The sequence below is a fragment of the Shinella sp. HY16 genome (genome assembly GCF_028534175.1).
Lineage (GTDB): Bacteria > Pseudomonadota > Alphaproteobacteria > Rhizobiales > Rhizobiaceae > Shinella.
Genome location: NZ_JAHYXL010000001.1, coordinates 1 through 16317, shown reverse-complemented (window position 1 = coordinate 16317; position 16317 = coordinate 1). Strand labels below are relative to the sequence as shown.

Genomic DNA, 16317 nt, shown 5'->3' with positions numbered 1-16317 from the left:
GGGAAGCGCCTACTTCCCGGAAACCGGCAGCATTGCCTGCGAGGCGATGGCCTCGGCGCGCGTCTTGTGCTTTTCCGCCTCGCCGTGCCACTTGACGGCTTCGCTCGCCTCGATGCGGGCACGCTTGCGGTATTTGCCCTGGGTGAACCAGGTGGCGAGCGAGCCGATCACCAGGCCGAAGATCACCGCGAGGAAGAGATAGACGAAGAACGGCGCGGTGACGGAGAGCACGCTGTCTTCCGGCCGGAACGGATTGAGCGCCAGCGTCACCGATTGCCGGTTCGCCACCGACAGCACGATCAGCACGATGCCGATCGGGATGAGCACGAGGATGTTGACTACTCTCTTGATCATGGCGTCACCTTTCTGGCGCAAGGCGCCGGTCGGGCGCCCGCGCTTTAGTCGTCCTGGTCGGCCTGGCCGGGGTTCAGCCGCTCGCGCAGCTCCTTGCCGGTCTTGAAGAAGGGAACCCACTTCTCCTCGACGAAGACCGCATCGCCCGTGCGCGGGTTGCGCCCCGAGCGAGAAGGGCGGTTCTTGACGGAGAAGGCGCCGAAGCCGCGCAGCTCCACCCGGTTTCCGCCGGCGAGCGCATCGGTGATCTCATCGAGCACCGCGTTGACGATGTTCTCGACGTCGCGGTGGTAAAGGTGGGGATTGCGCGCGGCGACAATCTGAACCAGTTCCGACTTGATCACAGTATCCCCCTCAAAAATTCTTGTTTTTCAATCGCGATCAACCTGCCAAACCGAGACCAGACCGTCAAGAAACAACTTTTCGCCGGTCAGCTTTTCGATCGTCGGTTGAAGGTCGAGCGGCAGGCCGAGAATGGAGCGAGCAAAGTCGCGCAGACTGGCGCCCATGAAGGAGAAGCCCGAGCGGTTCGTCGATCGATACTCCACGAAGGGAAGATCGGCCGATACCTTGCGCTCTTCGAGATAGGCGCGAATCTCTTCAGGACCGCCGAGCTGGTCGACGAGCTTGGCGGCAAGCGCCTGGCGACCCGTGAATATGCTGCCGTCGGCAAGGCGCAGCACCTCGGCGCGCGGCAAATTGCGGCGCTCGACGACGAGGTCGACGAACCAGTCGTAGCTGTCCATCACCATGGCGCGGATCATCGTCTTGGCCTCCTCGCTGGCCGGATGGAACGGCGAGGGTTCGGCCTTCAGAGGTGCGGATTTGATCTCCTCGAGCGAGACCCCGATCTTGTCCATCAGTTCCTTCATCTGCGGATACTGGAAGAGCACGCCGATCGAGCCGGTGATCGAGCTTTCGCCCGCGATGATCGTGTCGCCGGCCGTCGCGATCATGTAACCGGCGGAAGCAGCGAGCGTGCGCACGTCGGAGACGACGGGCTTCTTTTCCGCCACCTTGCGCAGCGCCTTGAAGATCACCTCGCCGCCATAGGTGGTGCCGCCGGGCGAGGAGATCGTCACGACCAGCGCCTTCGCCCGGTCGTTGCGGGCGATACGGTCGAGGCGTTCCAGGAGTTCGGCATCGTCCTGGATGATGCCGGTGATGCTGACACGGGCGATATGGTCGCGTGCGCCGCTATCCGGCCAGCGCCACGCAGCCGCGGCGAAAACGGCGAGAAGCGCAATCCCAATGGCGGCGATGCGCCAGAAGGTCAGCTTGCGGCGGAGCTGCCGGCGGTCGGCGATGGCGGAGTGATCCATTCCCTGTCCCTAATTCTGGTGGCCGCCCGGTTGCGGGGTGGCTTGCCGAAGGCCCTATCGATATGGCATTCCAGACGCAAATGGCAATTCGTCGCTGAACTTTCCTGGGCAGACATTGTTTGTTGAGGAATAATCGCCATATGGGGGCCGTTATCGACAGGACCCCTCGTTTCGCAGCGAAGGCCATATCGGCACTCTATCTTGCAGGCACAATGCTGGACACCGTGACAGAAGCACCGTCGGGTGCACAGGGCATAGGCGCTTCTGCCGAGGCTTACCGCCTCGCGACGCGGCATTCTGCCCGCGTGCGCTTCCTGAAGGTCGCCCTGCCGGTCGCCGCCATCGTCATCGGCGTCATCTTCGTCATCGTCTCCATCGTGCGCACCTATGTTCCGTCCAACCTGCAGGTGGAAAGCGCCACCATCGAGGACGGCAAGATCGTGATGCGCAATCCGGCGATTTCCGGCCGCAACAAGGATGGCGTCAGCTACTCCATGAAAGCCGAGCGCGCACTTCAGGACATGAAGCAGCCGGACGTGCTGACGCTGGAAAACATCAAGGCGAAGGTGCCGGTCAACGAAAGCACGATTGCCGAAGTCGTCGCCGCCACCGGGGTCTACGACCGTGGCAAGAACCTGCTCGACATGATCGCCCCCTTCACCATCAGCCTCAGCACCGGCCTCGAAGCCGCCTTCCGCTCCGCCCATCTCGATATCGACGGCGGCAACATGTCGACGCAGGAGCCGGTTTCCATCCGCTCGCGCGAAGCATCCATTGTTGCGCAGTCGCTGAGAATGACGGATAAAGGCCGGATCGTCGTCTTCGAGGGCAAGGTCGTCGTCGACGTCGACCCCGCCGCCATCCGCAACCGAGAAAAGTAAGAGCGCCATGTTCGCCACTCTCTCCGCCCCGCTCCGGGCCGCCAGCATCTCCGTTCTTGCCGCAAGCCTCGCGCTGATCTCGGTTCCCGCGGGCGCCCAGCAGACGTCGAGCCGCATGAAGGGCATGCAGCTGTCGAACGACAAGCCGATCCAGATCCAGAGCGACAAGCTCGAGATCCGCGACCAGGAGAACAAGGCCGAGTTTTCCGGCAATGTGAAGGTCGTGCAGGGTACGACCACGCTGCAGGCGGGCAAGATGGTCGTTTACTACGCTGCCGGCGGTGGCGGTTCGGTGGCCAGCGGCGATGCGGACATCGAGAAGATCGACGTTTCGGAAAAGGTCTACCTGAAATCCGGCACGCAGGAAGCGACAGCCGACACCGGCACGTTCAACCTCGTCAACGAGACCCTGCTTCTCAAGGGCGAGAAGGTCGTTCTGTCGGAGGGCAAGAACGTCTTCGTCGGCTGCCAGCTGACCGTGACCATGCGCACGGGCGAGGCCAAGCTCGACGCCTGCGGCGGCCGTGTCATGATCCAGCTCGACCCCAAGTCCCGCAAGACCACGAACTGATATAGCGCCCGAACCGTGTCCTCCTCTTTGCTCTCCCGTCTGACGCGCCGCCCAAGGAAGGTTGCGCCGGAGCCCCAGCGCAGCGCCGATCTTTCGCGCTACGACGGGACCCTCATTGCCCGCGGGCTGACCAAGAGCTATCGCGACCGCTGTGTCGTCAACGGCGTGTCGCTCGTCGTGCGCCGCGGCGAGGCCGTCGGCCTGCTCGGCCCGAACGGCGCAGGCAAGACGACCTGTTTCTACATGATCACCGGTCTCGTGCCTGTCGATGTGGGCTCGATCGAGATCAACGGCAACGACGTCACGACCATGCCGATGTATCGGCGCGCGCGTCTCGGAGTCGGCTATCTGCCGCAGGAAGCCTCGATCTTTCGCGGGCTGACGGTGGAGGAGAACATCCGGGCGGTTCTGGAAGTGCACGACAAGGACAAGGCCCGGCGCGAGCAGAAGCTCGACAGCCTGCTTGCCGAATTCTCGATCTCGCACCTGCGCAAGTCGCCGGCCATCGCGCTGTCGGGCGGCGAGCGGCGACGTCTCGAAATTGCCCGGGCTCTTGCGACCGACCCGACCTTCATGTTGCTCGACGAACCCTTTGCCGGTGTCGATCCAATTTCCGTCGCCGACATCCAGGCGCTGGTGCGCCATCTCACCTCGCGCGGCATCGGCGTCCTCATCACCGACCACAATGTGCGCGAGACGCTGGGCCTCATCGACCGCGCCTATATCATCCATGCCGGCGAAGTGCTGACCCATGGCCGGGCGAACGATATCGTCGCCAATCCGGATGTGCGCCGCCTCTATCTTGGCGATAATTTCAGCCTCTGACGCAAACTCCATGCGTGATCGCTGCGATTTTCACCAAGTTCGCGGCTGGCGCTTGACCAAACCCATCAAAAAAGCAATTTTTGGGCCAGTTGGATTTCGCCTCCTGGATCCTGTCGGTCGGAGGCTGCTTTTCCGGGGAGTAGAGCGTCCGCATGGCACTCGCAGCCAGCCTTTTCCTGCGCCAGAACCAGTCGCTGGTGATGACCCCCCAGCTCATGCAGTCCATCCAGCTTCTGCAGATGACTCATGTCGAGCTCAACCAGTTTATCGCGCAGGAAGTCGAAAAGAATCCGCTCCTGGAGATCGCCTCCGGTGAGGAGGGCGCGCGGGAAAACGAACGCGGCAGCGAGGATTATGCCCTGCCGAGCGAAGATCGCGGCCATGCAGAAGGCAGCAGCGGCGAAGAAGGCTTCCAGCCGGATCTTTATGACAACGCGACCAGCGGCAGCGCCGGCAGCGCGCCCGAAACGCTTGACGGCGGCCTTGAAAACGTCTTTCCCGACGATACCGGTCCCCGCGCCGCCGACGCGCCGGAGCTCATCGGCCAGTGGAAATCCATGCCTGGCGGCGGCGAGGACAGCGAAGGTTACGACCTCGATGACTTCGTGGCGACTCGCAAGACGCTGCGCGATGTGCTGAACGAGCAGATTCCCTTCATCCTTCCCGATGCAGTCGATCGACTGGTCGCCCAGCATCTCGTCGACCAGCTCGACGAGGCCGGCTATCTCCAGGGCAGCACGGCCGAGACGGCGTTGCGCCTCGGCAAGCCGGTGGCTGACGTCGATCGCGTGCTCTACCGCCTGCAGGAACTCGATCCGCCCGGCGTCTTTGCCCGCTCGCTCAGCGAATGCCTCGCCATCCAGCTGAAGGCGAAGGACCGGCTCGATCCGGCCATGGCCGCGCTCGTCGATAACCTCGAACTGCTCGCCCGACGCGATTTCGCAACACTGAAGAAACTCTGCGGCGTCGGCGAGGAGGACCTCATCGACATGCTGGCGGAAATCCGCAAGCTCGATCCCAAACCCGGCACGCGCTACGAGAACAGCGCCTCGGAGGCCGTGGTGCCTGATATCGTCGTGCGCGCTGCACCGGACGGAACCTGGCATGTCGAGCTCAATGCCGACACACTGCCGCGCGTGCTCGTCAACCGCGACTACTACGCCTCCGTCTCCAGCCGTACGCGCCGCGACAGCGCGGATTCCGGCTTCCTCAACGAATGCCTGCAGACAGCCAACTGGCTGACGCGCAGCCTCGACCAGCGCGCCCGCACCATCATGAAGGTGGCGACCGAGATCGTGCGCCAGCAGGATGCCTTCCTGATGTACGGGGTCGACCACCTGCGCCCGCTGAACCTGAAGACGGTCGCCGAGGCGATCAAGATGCACGAATCGACGGTGAGCCGCGTCACCTCGAACAAGTACATGCTGACGCCGCGCGGTCTCTTCGAGCTGAAATATTTCTTCACGGTCTCGATCGGCTCGGCGGAAGGCGGTCATTCCCATTCGGCCGAAAGCGTGCGCCACCGCATCCGCACCATGATCGCCCAGGAGCAGCCCGACGCGGTGCTCTCGGACGACGATATCGTCGATGTCCTGCGTCAGGGCGGCGTCGACCTTGCCCGCCGCACCGTGGCAAAATACCGCGAGGCGATGAACATCCCCTCCTCCGTGCAGCGGCGGCGGGAAAAGCGGGCGCTGGCCAAAGCCGCCGCGTCGTGAAGCAAAGCCGGGATATCAGGCCTTTGCGTATGACAGACGTTAAGATTGCGTGAACTCGGGAATTGACTTCGTTAACGGGACGGGCTAATGCGCGCCCCACTTCCGAAGGGAAGGCAGACCGGAATTCCAGATATATCCCCGCTTTTCTGGAGTGTGCGATGCAAAAAACAGCGCATGCGTGAAACGCTTGGAACGTGGATAAGGTTGGAATAGACTGTTGCACGCAAATCACGAAAGAGAGGAAACCTCCATGAGTGTGCGTGTATCCGGTAAACATATGGAAATCGGCGAAACTTTCCGTCAGCGCATTGAAGAGCAGGTCGGAGAGGCCGTAACCAAATATTTCGACGGAGGATATTCGAGCCAGGTTACCGTGGAAAAAGCGGGGTCGCGGTACAGTGCCGATTGCAAGGTACACCTCGATACCGGCATGGCCTTGCAGGCAAACGGCGAAGCGAACGATCCCCTGGCGGCCTTCCAATCGGCCTCGGAACGGATCGAGAAGCGCCTGCGTCGGTACAAGCGCAAGCTCAAGGATCACCACAACGGCAATGGTCACGATGCCTTTGCAGAAGTGGCATACACGGTGATGGATTCGGTCCCCGAGGAAGACGACGAGCTTCCCGAGGACTACGCGCCGACCATCGTTGCGGAAAGCACGAAGAAACTGCGGACCATGTCCGTCGCCAGCGCCGTCATGGCGCTCGACTTGACGGACGATCCGGTTCTTCTTTTCCGCAGCGCAGGCTCGGAGCAGCTCAATATCGTCTACCGACGCAACGACGGCAATATTGGCTGGATCGACCCAGCCAATATCAAAGGCTGAGTGACGGGAGCGTGGCGCCGGGACGGGCGCCACGCCTCTTCAAACCTTCACCCAGCGCACGAGGACAAAAGCATGGCATTGGCAGGTTTGCTGCAGCAGAGTGCGATTATTCCGGCGATGAAGGCCAACTCCAAGAAGCAGCTGCTTCAGGAACTGGCGACAAAAGCGGCAAAGATCACCGGGCTTCCGGAACGCGAGATTTTTGACGTCATCCTTCAGCGCGAGCGGCTCGGTTCGACCGGCGTGGGCAATGGCATCGCCATCCCGCACGGCAAGCTGAAGGAGCTTTCGCAGATCACCGGCCTCTTCGCGAGGCTCGAAACCCCCGTCGACTTCGAGGCATTGGACGACCAGCCGGTCGACCTCGTCTTCCTGCTTCTGGCCCCGGAAGGTGCCGGCGCGGATCACCTCAAGGCCCTCTCGCGCATCGCCCGCGTGCTGCGCGATCCGGCCATGGTTGCCAAATTGCGCGCCTCCGACAGCGAGAGCGCCATCTATGCCTGCCTCAGCGAGGAGCAGGCATCGAACGCGGCCTGACATTTTCTAGAATGGGCACGAAAAAACCGGCGGTTTTGCGACCGCCGGTTTTTCTTTGTCCTGTCGGTCCTGATCAGGCCTGTGCGGTGCTTGCATCACCGGCGGGTGCCTTCGGGCCGCCCTTGGAAACGCCGACCATGGCCGGGCGCAGCACGCGTTCGCCGATGACGTAACCGTCCTGCACGACCTGCACGACCGTGTTGTTGGCGACATCAGCGTTCGGCACTTCGAACATGGCCTGGTGGAAGTTCGGGTCGAACTTCTCGCCGATCGGGTCGAGCTTGCGCACGCCGTGGCGTTCGAGGGCGGCGAGCATGGAACGCTCGGTCATCTCCACGCCCTCGGCCAGTGCCTTCAGACCGGCATCTTCCGTGGTCTGGGCATCGGCTGGAATGGCGTCCAGCGCGCGGCGCAGATTGTCCGACACGGCCAGCATGTCGCGGGCAAAGCCGGCGACGGAGTAGGACTTGGCATCCTTCACGTCGCGTTCGGTGCGGCGACGCAGGTTGTCCATCTCGGCGGCGAGACGCAGGTACTTGTCCCTGAGATCGGCATTTTCCGCGCGCAGCGCATCGACCGGATCCGGCTCCGCCGGATCACCCGCCTCTTCCGGCGCATACGTGTCGGCGGCAAGAATGTTCTCTACCGCTTCGTCAGGTCCATGGTTCTTGTTCTCGTCGGTCATGACGTACTCCGAATTCCATCTTGTAAGGGTTTGGGCCCGATATCGAGCTTTGATCCCGAAAAATCAAGGGCTGATGCCCGGTTTGCAGGCCGTCAGCGTGAAAGCCGCGAGATCAGCTGGGCGGTGTAGTCCACCATGGGCACGATCCGGGAATAGTTGAGCCGCGTCGGCCCGATAACGCCGACGGCGCCGACGATCTTGTCGTCACCGTCGCGATAGGGGGCGACGATCAGCGAGGAACCGGACAACGAGAAGAGCTTGTTTTCCGAGCCGATGAAGATACGCACGCCCGGCCCCGTCTCGGCCAGGTTCAGGAGCTCGATCAGGCTGTCCTTGCGCTCGAGGTCGTCGAAGAGCATGCGCAGGCGATCGATATCCTCGGCGCCGGCGAGCCCCTCCAGGAGGTTCGCCCGGCCGCGCACGATGAGCCGCGTCGGCTTGCCCTCATCGAAACCACCGGACCAGACCATCAGCCCGCGCTCGACGAGGTCCTGCGACAGCTTGTCCAGCTCGCCGCTGATTTCTCCGCGCAACCGCTCCAGCTGGGCGCGCGCCTCCAGCAGCGTGTTACCGGCAAGGTGGGCGTTGAGAAAATTGGCGGCCTCGGTGAGCTGCGAACTCGTGACGCCCGCCGGAAGCTCTATGATGCGGTTCTCCACCAGGTCGTGATCGCCCACCAGCACGACGAGCGCCTTGGTCGGCTCCAGCCGGATGAACTCGACATGTTTCAGGATGGCGTCGTTCTTCGTGGTGATGACGAGGCCGGCCCCGCGCGACATGCCCGACAGCGCCTGGCTCGCCTCGTTCATCATGGTCTCGACGGCGGTGTGCTTCTGGCCGTGCGGGCGCACATGGCGCTCGATCGAGGCGCGGTCCTCCGACGAAATGTTGCCCACCTGCATGAAGGCATCGACGAAGAAGCGCAGGCCAAGCTGCGTCGGAAGACGTCCGGCGCTGATATGCGGCGAATAGATGAGGCCGAGTTCCTCAAGATCGCTCATCACATTGCGCACGGAGGCCGGCGAGAGCGACATGGGCAGAATGCGCGACAGGTTGCGCGAGCCGAGAGGCTCGCCGCTTTCCAGATAGCTTTCGACGATACGGCGGAAGATTTCGCCCGAACGCTCGTCGAGCGCTGCCTGACTGTCAGGACCCGGAGATTTCTTCAAAACCATCTTTCCGCTGCAAACCCTGTTATCCGACAGGAATATAGTGATTTCGCAAGAGAGCGCAAAACGGATTTTCCCGCCGCGATTTTCCGCCGCAAGGCGCCAAAACACAAGCCTTGCCCCGCGCTGCCATTCCCTCGCCCGGCGATCTGGTCTAAAGCAGCTTCCCAGATAATTCAGACAGGAGTTCGCAATGCGGCCGTCCGGCAGAAAAACCGACCAGATGCGCAAGGTTTCCTTCGAGCGCAATATTTCCAAACATGCCGAAGGCTCCTGTCTCGTCAAGTTCGGCGACACGCATGTGCTCGTCACGGCCAGCCTTGAAGACAAGACGCCGCCATGGCTGCGCAACAGCGGCAAGGGCTGGGTCACCGCCGAATACGGCATGCTGCCCCGCGCCACCGGCGACCGCATGAGGCGTGAAGCCGCTGCCGGCAAACAGGGCGGCCGCACGCAGGAAATCCAGCGCCTCATCGGCCGCTCGCTGCGCGCCGTCGTCGATCTCGAAGCGCTCGGCGAGCGCCAGATCACCGTCGACTGCGACGTCATCCAGGCTGACGGCGGCACGCGTACGGCGTCCATTACCGGTGCCTGGATCGCCCTTCACGACTGCCTGAAGTGGATGGAAGCCCGCAACATGATCAAGGTGGAGAAGGTCCTGAAGGACCATGTCGCCGCGATCTCCTGTGGCATCTTCGCCGCCCAGTCGGTCATCGACCTCGACTATCTCGAGGATTCCGCCGCGGAGACCGACGCCAATTTCGTCATGACCGGTTCGGGCGGTATCGTCGAAATCCAGGGCACCGCCGAGGGCAAGCCGTTCACGGAGGAGGAGTTTTCCAGCCTGATGGCGCTTGCCCGCGCCGGCATCGCCGATCTCGTCACCCTGCAGAAGCAGGCTGTCGCCTGAGACAGGTTTCGTCATGACCGCCGCGATCGAAGGCATTCTCGAAACCGCGCTCTACGCGGACGACCTCGACGCGGCGGAAGCCTTCTATGGCGGCATCCTGGGATTGGAAACAATCACGCGGCAGGCGAACCGCCACGTCTTCTTCCGCTGCGGCGCCGGTGTGCTCCTGATCTTCAATCCTGCCGAAACCGTGCATCCGCCGCCGCCCCACGCCTTTCCGGTGCCGGTGCATGGCGCGAAGGGCCCGGGCCATGCCTGTTTCCGCGTGCCCGGCCCGGCGCTTGATTTCTGGGTAAAAAAGCTCGAAGAAGCCGGCATCGCCATCGAAGCGGACTTCTGCTGGCCGAACGGCGCCCGCTCCATCTATTTCCGCGACCCTGCCGGCAACAGCCTCGAATGTGCCGAACCGGGCCTCTGGAACATCGCTTGAGGATTTTCATGCGCAAGCTCGACACCAAGACGATCGTCGTCGCCAGCCACAATGCCGGAAAGATCCGCGAGATCGAAGACCTGATCGGCCCGTTCGGCTTTTCTGCCAAATCCGCCGCCGAACTGAAATTCGAGGAGCCGGACGAAACCGGCACGACCTTCGAGGAGAACGCGACGATCAAGGCGCTTGCCTCGGCAAAGGCCTCGGGCCTTCCCGCCCTGTCGGACGATTCCGGTCTCGTCATCGACGCACTCGACGGCGCGCCGGGCGTCTACACGGCAAACTGGGCGGAAAAGGAAGACGGCACGCGTGACTTCGCCATGGCTATGGAGAAGGTGGAGAAGGCGCTTGCCGACAAGGGCATCACCGAAACCAGGGGCCGCACGGCACGCTTCGTTTCCGTGCTGTGCCTTGCCTGGCCCGATGGCCATACCGAACTCTTTCGCGGCGAAGTGGAAGGCCACGTCGTCTGGCCGCCACGCGGAACGCAAGGCTTCGGCTACGATCCGGTCTTCCGGCCGGACGGCTATGAGACGACCTTCGGCGAGATGAGCGCAGAAGAAAAGCACGGCTGGAAGCCGGGGGATGCGGCCGCACTGTCGCACCGCGCCCGTGCCTTCAAGCGTTTCGTCGAAACCTGCCTGAAGGCTTGAGGCGCGATGACGGCGGTGCCCTTCGATATCCGGCCGAGCATGGGAGCGGACCTTTCCGACCCCGGCTTCGGCATTTATGTGCACTGGCCGTTCTGTGCCGCCAAATGCCCCTATTGCGACTTTAACAGCCATGTACGCCACCAGCCGGTCGATCAGCCGCGCTTCGTGCAGGCCTTCCTGAAGGAGATGGCGACGATGCGCCGCCTCACCGGCTCGCGCAGCGTCACCAGCATCTTCATGGGCGGCGGCACGCCCTCGCTGATGGCACCGGAGACGGTGGATGCGATCCTCAACGGCATCGCCCGCCACTGGCATGTGCCTGATGGCATTGAGATCACCATGGAGGCAAACCCCTCCAGCGTCGAAGCCGATCGGTTCCGCGGCTACCGCGCGGCCGGCGTCAACCGCGTCTCGCTCGGCGTTCAGGCGCTGAACGACCGGGACCTGAAGTTTCTCGGCCGGCTGCATGACGTTGCCGATGCGCTGAAGGCGATCCGGCTGGCACGCGACATCTTTCCGCGCATGTCCTTCGACCTCATCTACGCCCGCCCCAACCAGAGCGTCGAGGACTGGGACCGGGAGCTGAAGGAGGCCGTCTCCTACGCCGTCGATCATCTCTCGCTCTACCAGCTCACCATCGAGGAAGGCACACCCTTCTATGGCCTGCACAAGGCCGGCAAGCTGGTCGTCCCCGACGGCGAGCAGTCCGCCGTGCTCTACGAGGCGACGCAGGAGATCACCGAGCGCGAGGGCATGCCGGCCTACGAGGTCTCCAACCATGCCCGTCCCGGTTCGGAGAGCCGCCACAACCTCACCTACTGGCGCTATGGAGACTATGTGGGCATCGGCCCCGGGGCACATGGTCGCCTTACGACAGGCGGCGCAAAAATCGCCACCGCGACGGAGCGGCGGCCGGAGGGCTGGCTGGAGCTTGTCGAGGCGGAGGGCCACGGCATGGTCGACCAGGAGCTTTTGGAGCGCGAGGCACAGGCGGACGAACTTTTGCTGATGGGGCTTCGCCTGAAGGAAGGCATCGACCTCGTCCGCTGGCAGGCGCTGTCCGGTCGCGATCCGGATCCGGATCGCGAACAGTTCCTCATCGAACACGGTTTCATCGAGCGGCTTGGCAATTCGCGGCTACGCTGCACGCCGGCCGGCATGCTGATTCTCGACGCCGTCGTGGCGGATCTCGCCTGCTGACCCTTCGGCCGTTCCAATGAAACTCCCTCACTGGAACGGCCTTTCTGGAATGTCTTTCCAACATTGTTCCGGAGGCCCGGTTCGGCACATGTCCGCCGAACTCGTACTCCCCGCCAAACCATGTGCTAAGCGTCAGAGCCGATCGGCCGGCGCTTTTCCGTGATCATGCGCAGGAGACGCCCGTCGATGGCCGCAAGGCCGACGGCGATCAGCGCCATGCCGGCAAAATGCTTCGACGCCAGCACCTCGCCGAGAACCAGCGCGCCGAGCAGGATGGCGCTGACGGGGATGAGGAAGGTCACGAGCATCAGGTTCGTCGCACCTGCCGTGGCAAGAATGCGGAAGAAGATGACGTAGGCGAGCGCGGTGGCAAGGAAGGCAAGGCCGAACAAGGCCATCCAGGTCCCTGCCGAGGGCATGGCGAGCGTCCATGGCTTGTCGACGATCAGCGCAACCGGCAGCATCAGCACGGCGGAAGCCGTCACCTGCCCTGCGGCCGGCAGCAGCGGCGGCAAGCCCATGCGGCGGAAGCGGCGACCGAAGATACCGGCAATCGAATAGGAGACGGCGCCGCCGAGCACGGCCAGCTGCGCCAGGAGATTGGCCCCGAGGTCGGAGAGCACCGAGGGGCCGATCATCAGCGCCACGCCGAGAAAGCCGACAATGACACCGACGAGGCGCCCGCCCGTCATCTTCTCGTCCGTCGTCAGGAGATGGGCGGCGATAACGGCAAAGAGCGGTGTGGTGGCGTTGAGGATGGAGGCAAGGCCACTCGCAATATGCGTCTGGCCCCAGACGATCAGCGAAAACGGAATGATATTGTTGAGCACGCCCATGCCGAGGAAGGCGAGCCACACCTCCCTGCTGCGCGGAATGGCATAGCCGGCGAGGCGCACGACCATCCAGAGCGCAAGGGCGGCAAGGCCGACGCGGGCAGTGACGATGGTGAGCGTCGGCAGCTCGCGCACGAGAATGCCGTTGAAGAGGAACGAGCCGCCCCAGAGAAGCGAGAGCGCGATGAGCAGGCCCCATTCGCCTGCGGTCATATTACGGTTGGTCATCGGAACATCCTTGCGAAATTTTCTAAATCGAACGTGATGCCCGGATGTCGAAATCCGGTTTTCACGTTATAATTCCGCGGATTTCCGTGCCGTACAAACGATCATATTTCGGCTTTTCAGCGAGGAAAACTAAATCATGAGCGGCCGCCTTCCCTCCCTCTCCGGCCTGCGCGCCTTCGAAGCGGCGGCACGGCATCTCAGCGTCACGCTCGCCGCCGGCGAGCTCAATGTCACGCCCGGTGCCGTGAGCCTGCAGATCCGCGAGCTGGAGCAATCGCTTGGCGTGCAACTCTTCGAGCGGCGGCCGCGGCAGATCCGGCTGACGGAGGAGGGCGAAGGATATTTCAAGGCGATGCGCTCGGCCTTCCGCATGATGCGCGAGGCGACCGACGAATTGCTGGTCCGGGCACGATCCCCGGCAACGCTGTCGATCAGCTGCACGCCGACCTTCGCCGCCCAGTGGCTCGTGCCGCGCCTGCCGAAATTCGAGGAACGCCTGCCTGGCGCGGACATCCGCATCAGCGCCTCGAACCGTCTCGTCGATTTTGCCCGCGACGGCGTCGATATCGCGATCCGCCACGGCTTCGGCCGCTACGAAGGCCTTGTCAGCGAAAGGTTGCTTGACGACGACCTGATGCCGGTCATCGCACCGGCTCTGAAGGACAAGACCCCGCTGGATACGCCGGCGGACCTCTCCGGCCACGTACTGATACATGACGTGCACCGGCAGGACTGGCGGCTCTGGCTGGAGGCAATGGGCGTTGCCGGCATAGACGTGCAGCGCGGCCCGGTCTTCACCGACAGCAATGGCGCAATCGAAGCCGCCAAGGCCGGCGACGGCGTGGCACTGGCTCGGCTGTCGCTGGTGGCGCGCGAAGTCCAGGAGCGCCGGCTCATCGCCCCCTTTTCACGCGGCGTGACGACGGGCCTTGCCTACTACATCGTCTATCCGCCCGGCGCGCTGGACCGGCCGGCTGTCGCAGCGCTGCGGCAATGGCTGACGGAGGAGGCCCGGGCGGTGCGCGGAAACTGAGACAAGGCCGTTCAGTCGTCGAAATCTTCCATCTGCTGCCTGTAGGCCTCAAAACCCGCCCGGGCGTAGGTCGCCTGCGCCTTCGGGTGATCATTCGTGTCCGTATGGAGCCAAACCCGCCGCGTCGTGCGCGCCCACACGGCGCGCAGGGCAGTGTCCAGCAGGAAGGGGCCGAGGCGCCGGCCATAGGCCGCCGGAACAAGACCGAAATGGGTGAGCTCGATATCGGGCGCGGCCACGGCATCGAATTCACAAAGACCGATCGGCCGCCCCTCCTCCCGCAGGACAAAGGTTTCCGTCGAGGCGGCAGACAGGAAGAGCGCCAGGTCCTCCCGGGTCATGTTCAGGCGGGAGTCCCAACCGAGCGGCGTGCCGATTGTCCGGTACAGGGCGAGGTAATCCGGCACGGACATGCGTTCCCGCCGAAGCTCCAGGCCCGCGACGGGCGCCGGCAGGGGCTGGCCCGCCGGCGCAACGCGCTGTTCCATGTAGGTGACAAGCAATCTCATGCCGGGCCCCTCAAAGGCAGAATGCCGTGCCAACCCAGCGGCAAGCACGGCATTGGCACGGCGAAGCGGAGCAGGTCTACTCGTTGATCAGCCGCTTGAGGAGTTCGATCTCGTGGCTGAGCTTCGTGTCCCCCGAAATCAGCTCCTCGATCTTGCGTACGGCGTGCAGCACGGTCGTGTGGTCGCGTCCGCCGAAGCGACGGCCGATCTCCGGGAAGGAGCGCGGCGTCAGCGTCTTCGACAGATACATGGCGATCTGCCGCGGCTTGACGATGACGCGCGTGCGGCGGTTCGAGACCAGTTCCTGGCGCGAGACGTTGTAGTGTTTCGCCACGACGCGCTGGATGTCCTCGATACGCACCCGGCGCGGCTCGCCGGCAGCGACGAGATGGCCGAGCAGCTCGTCGACGCGCTCGATCGTCAGGTTCGGCTCGAAGGAACGGCGGAAGAGCAGCTGGTTGAAGGCGCCTTCCAGTTCCCGGCCGCTTGCCGTGATGTTGCGCGCGACGTGGCTCAGGATCTCGACCGGAATGTCGAGCGAGCCATCTTCCTGCTGCGCGGCGGCGAGGCGGCGCTTGAGGATTTCGAGGCGCATTTCGTAGTCGGGCGCTTCCATTTCGATGGCGACGCCGCCCTGGAGACGGGAACGAACCCGCGGATCGAGCGATTCCAGCTCCCACGGCGCGCGGTCGGCAGCGACCACGACTTGCTTGGCGGAATCCAGCAGCATGTTGAGCAGGTGGCAGAACTCGTTCTGGATCGAATTGCCCTGCAGGAACTGCATGTCGTCGATGATCAGGAGATCGATATTGCGCAGCGTCTCCTTCAGGGAGAGCGCATCATTGTCGCGGATCGCGGTTGCGAAGCGCCACATGAAGTATTCGGCCGTCAGATAGACGACGCGCGGATTGCGGGCGCTCGACAGGGCGCCGAGCGCGATCGCCTGCAGGAGATGCGTCTTGCCGAGGCCGACGCTGGAATGGACGAAGAGCGGGTTGAAGCGCACGGCACCGGCACCGGCTTCCGCAATCGTGCGGGCAGCGGCAAGGGCAACGCGGTTCGAAGTGCCCTCGACGAAGACATCAAACGTATAACGCTGGTCGAGCGGCGAGCCGAAGAGCGGGCTGGACTGCTGCGCGCGCGGCTGGGCGGCTGCGGCAACAGAGACCGCAGCGCTGGCGACGGGCTGCGGGCCGCTTGCCGGGCGGCGCGGCTGCGCCTGCGGCGCGACGGGTTCGGTGACGGCCGTATCCTCGGCAAGTCCGGTGCGGGCGCCGCGGGTTGCAGTGCGCACCAGGATTTCGACCTTGAGGATCTCGGCATCTTCCTGCTGGAACAGGCTGGTGATGAGATCGAGATAACGATTGTTGATCCAGGATTTGAGGAACGTCGTCGGCACCGACAGGCGCACGACGCTCTTGGAAACGGAATGGACCTTCAACCGCCCGAACCAGCTCGCAAAGACGTCCGGACCAACCTGCGCCTTCAATCGCGCGCTGACCCGTTCGAAAATCGCGTCCTGCTTCATATCGGATGGAACCCCCGCCGCCTGCACCCCTTCTTGCGGGAGCGCCTTCAGTGCATTTTCCCCATTCGCGAATGCACCAGCCGTTCTGGCCGTATTCATCTGCAT

The 16317-nt window shown here is 63.5% G+C and carries 19 protein-coding genes; 11 read left to right on the top strand and 8 right to left on the bottom strand.

All coding sequences use genetic code 11. The features are described 5' to 3' along the window. Nucleotides 1-9: 9 nt before the first annotated feature. From K0P03_RS00095 to sppA, 3 genes are read right to left on the bottom strand one after another with little or no spacing between them, the layout of a single operon-like run. Nucleotides 10-354 carry a LapA family protein gene (locus K0P03_RS00095; protein ID WP_023513226.1) on the bottom strand — a complete coding sequence of 115 codons (345 nt, stop codon included), beginning with the start codon at nt 352-354 and terminating at the stop codon, nt 10-12. A gap of 44 nt (nt 355-398) precedes the next feature. Continuing rightward, nucleotides 399-716, bottom strand: coding sequence for an integration host factor subunit beta (locus tag K0P03_RS00090; protein ID WP_160858077.1), 318 nt, complete (start codon nt 714-716; stop codon nt 399-401). Between the two features lie 9 nt (nt 717-725). After that, on the bottom strand, nt 726-1676 hold the full coding sequence (gene sppA, locus K0P03_RS00085; protein WP_272788570.1) for a signal peptide peptidase SppA: 951 nt from the start codon (nt 1674-1676) through the stop codon (nt 726-728). Between the two features lie 212 nt (nt 1677-1888). On the opposite strand from sppA, the gene lptC reads away from it, so the two are divergent. The 6 genes from lptC to ptsN all read left to right on the top strand — a co-directional run bounded on the left by lptC (nt 1889) and on the right by ptsN (nt 7034). Next, complete coding sequence (lptC, locus tag K0P03_RS00080) at nt 1889-2557, top strand: LPS export ABC transporter periplasmic protein LptC (RefSeq protein ID WP_037405977.1); 669 nt, start codon at nt 1889-1891, stop codon at nt 2555-2557. A 7-nt stretch (nt 2558-2564) separates the two neighbouring features. After that, nucleotides 2565-3128 (top strand): LptA/OstA family protein, encoded by a 564-nt coding sequence (locus K0P03_RS00075; RefSeq protein ID WP_023515898.1) that lies wholly within the window; start codon nt 2565-2567, stop codon nt 3126-3128. A 27-nt stretch (nt 3129-3155) separates the two neighbouring features. Beyond that, nucleotides 3156-3953, top strand: coding sequence for an LPS export ABC transporter ATP-binding protein (lptB, locus tag K0P03_RS00070; RefSeq protein ID WP_371260032.1), 798 nt, complete (start codon nt 3156-3158; stop codon nt 3951-3953). A gap of 152 nt (nt 3954-4105) precedes the next feature. Next, complete coding sequence (rpoN, locus tag K0P03_RS00065) at nt 4106-5671, top strand: RNA polymerase factor sigma-54 (protein WP_272788569.1); 1566 nt, start codon at nt 4106-4108, stop codon at nt 5669-5671. 250 nt (nt 5672-5921) lie between these two features. Beyond that, nucleotides 5922-6497, top strand: coding sequence for a ribosome hibernation-promoting factor, HPF/YfiA family (hpf, locus tag K0P03_RS00060; protein ID WP_024270231.1), 576 nt, complete (start codon nt 5922-5924; stop codon nt 6495-6497). Between the two features lie 72 nt (nt 6498-6569). Further along, nucleotides 6570-7034 (top strand): PTS IIA-like nitrogen regulatory protein PtsN, encoded by a 465-nt coding sequence (ptsN, locus tag K0P03_RS00055; protein ID WP_023516844.1) that lies wholly within the window; start codon nt 6570-6572, stop codon nt 7032-7034. A gap of 73 nt (nt 7035-7107) precedes the next feature. On the opposite strand, the gene grpE is transcribed toward ptsN, so the two are convergent. Both grpE and hrcA read right to left on the bottom strand, forming a co-directional pair. Beyond that, complete coding sequence (gene grpE, locus K0P03_RS00050) at nt 7108-7719, bottom strand: nucleotide exchange factor GrpE (protein ID WP_272788568.1); 612 nt, start codon at nt 7717-7719, stop codon at nt 7108-7110. Between the two features lie 92 nt (nt 7720-7811). Next, nucleotides 7812-8888 carry a heat-inducible transcriptional repressor HrcA gene (hrcA, locus tag K0P03_RS00045; protein WP_245290111.1) on the bottom strand — a complete coding sequence of 359 codons (1077 nt, stop codon included), beginning with the start codon at nt 8886-8888 and terminating at the stop codon, nt 7812-7814. A gap of 193 nt (nt 8889-9081) precedes the next feature. Here hrcA and rph point away from each other — a divergent pair, with 193 nt between their 5' ends. The 4 genes from rph to hemW are packed head-to-tail and all read left to right on the top strand — an operon-like array spanning nt 9082 to nt 12081. Further along, complete coding sequence (gene rph / locus K0P03_RS00040) at nt 9082-9798, top strand: ribonuclease PH (protein WP_023512387.1); 717 nt, start codon at nt 9082-9084, stop codon at nt 9796-9798. 13 nt (nt 9799-9811) lie between these two features. Then, nucleotides 9812-10228, top strand: a complete 417-nt coding sequence (locus K0P03_RS00035; protein WP_050742650.1) for a VOC family protein — start codon at nt 9812-9814, stop codon at nt 10226-10228. A gap of 8 nt (nt 10229-10236) precedes the next feature. Further along, complete coding sequence (rdgB, locus tag K0P03_RS00030) at nt 10237-10881, top strand: RdgB/HAM1 family non-canonical purine NTP pyrophosphatase (RefSeq protein WP_023512385.1); 645 nt, start codon at nt 10237-10239, stop codon at nt 10879-10881. Nucleotides 10882-10887: 6 nt separating this feature from the next. After that, on the top strand, nt 10888-12081 hold the full coding sequence (gene hemW / locus K0P03_RS00025) for a radical SAM family heme chaperone HemW (RefSeq protein WP_023512384.1): 1194 nt from the start codon (nt 10888-10890) through the stop codon (nt 12079-12081). Between the two features lie 125 nt (nt 12082-12206). Here the strand turns inward: hemW and K0P03_RS00020 are convergent, their stop codons facing one another. Beyond that, nucleotides 12207-13142: a DMT family transporter gene (locus K0P03_RS00020; protein ID WP_272788567.1), complete on the bottom strand. Its 936-nt coding sequence runs from the start codon at nt 13140-13142 to the stop codon at nt 12207-12209. Between the two features lie 136 nt (nt 13143-13278). On the opposite strand from K0P03_RS00020, the gene gcvA reads away from it, so the two are divergent. After that, complete coding sequence (gene gcvA, locus K0P03_RS00015; protein WP_272788566.1) at nt 13279-14175, top strand: transcriptional regulator GcvA; 897 nt, start codon at nt 13279-13281, stop codon at nt 14173-14175. Between the two features lie 11 nt (nt 14176-14186). Here gcvA and K0P03_RS00010 read toward each other — a convergent pair whose 3' ends face one another. Both K0P03_RS00010 and dnaA read right to left on the bottom strand, forming a co-directional pair. Continuing rightward, nucleotides 14187-14684, bottom strand: coding sequence for a GNAT family N-acetyltransferase (locus K0P03_RS00010; RefSeq protein ID WP_272788565.1), 498 nt, complete (start codon nt 14682-14684; stop codon nt 14187-14189). A gap of 76 nt (nt 14685-14760) precedes the next feature. Beyond that, the coding region (dnaA, locus tag K0P03_RS00005; RefSeq protein WP_023512380.1) for a chromosomal replication initiator protein DnaA at nt 14761-16317 on the bottom strand (1557 nt) is incomplete at its 5' end.

Bases quoted from the DNA above. Each gene is read 5' to 3' on its own strand.
- K0P03_RS00095 (WP_023513226.1), bottom strand. From the start codon at position 354: ATGATCAAGAGAGTAGTCAACATCCTCGTGCTCATCCCGATCGGCATC.
- K0P03_RS00020 (WP_272788567.1), bottom strand. From the start codon at position 13,142: ATGACCAACCGTAATATGACCGCAGGCGAATGGGGCCTGCTCATCGCG.
- sppA (WP_272788570.1), bottom strand. From the start codon at position 1,676: ATGGATCACTCCGCCATCGCCGACCGCCGGCAGCTCCGCCGCAAGCTG.
- grpE (WP_272788568.1), bottom strand. From the start codon at position 7,719: ATGACCGACGAGAACAAGAACCATGGACCTGACGAAGCGGTAGAGAAC.
- gcvA (WP_272788566.1), top strand. From the start codon at position 13,279: ATGAGCGGCCGCCTTCCCTCCCTCTCCGGCCTGCGCGCCTTCGAAGCG.
- ptsN (WP_023516844.1), top strand. From the start codon at position 6,570: ATGGCATTGGCAGGTTTGCTGCAGCAGAGTGCGATTATTCCGGCGATG.
- K0P03_RS00075 (WP_023515898.1), top strand. From the start codon at position 2,565: ATGTTCGCCACTCTCTCCGCCCCGCTCCGGGCCGCCAGCATCTCCGTT.
- rpoN (WP_272788569.1), top strand. From the start codon at position 4,106: ATGGCACTCGCAGCCAGCCTTTTCCTGCGCCAGAACCAGTCGCTGGTG.
- hpf (WP_024270231.1), top strand. From the start codon at position 5,922: ATGAGTGTGCGTGTATCCGGTAAACATATGGAAATCGGCGAAACTTTC.
- lptC (WP_037405977.1), top strand. From the start codon at position 1,889: ATGCTGGACACCGTGACAGAAGCACCGTCGGGTGCACAGGGCATAGGC.
- hemW (WP_023512384.1), top strand. From the start codon at position 10,888: ATGACGGCGGTGCCCTTCGATATCCGGCCGAGCATGGGAGCGGACCTT.
- rph (WP_023512387.1), top strand. From the start codon at position 9,082: ATGCGGCCGTCCGGCAGAAAAACCGACCAGATGCGCAAGGTTTCCTTC.
- K0P03_RS00010 (WP_272788565.1), bottom strand. From the start codon at position 14,684: ATGAGATTGCTTGTCACCTACATGGAACAGCGCGTTGCGCCGGCGGGC.
- rdgB (WP_023512385.1), top strand. From the start codon at position 10,237: ATGCGCAAGCTCGACACCAAGACGATCGTCGTCGCCAGCCACAATGCC.
- K0P03_RS00035 (WP_050742650.1), top strand. From the start codon at position 9,812: ATGACCGCCGCGATCGAAGGCATTCTCGAAACCGCGCTCTACGCGGAC.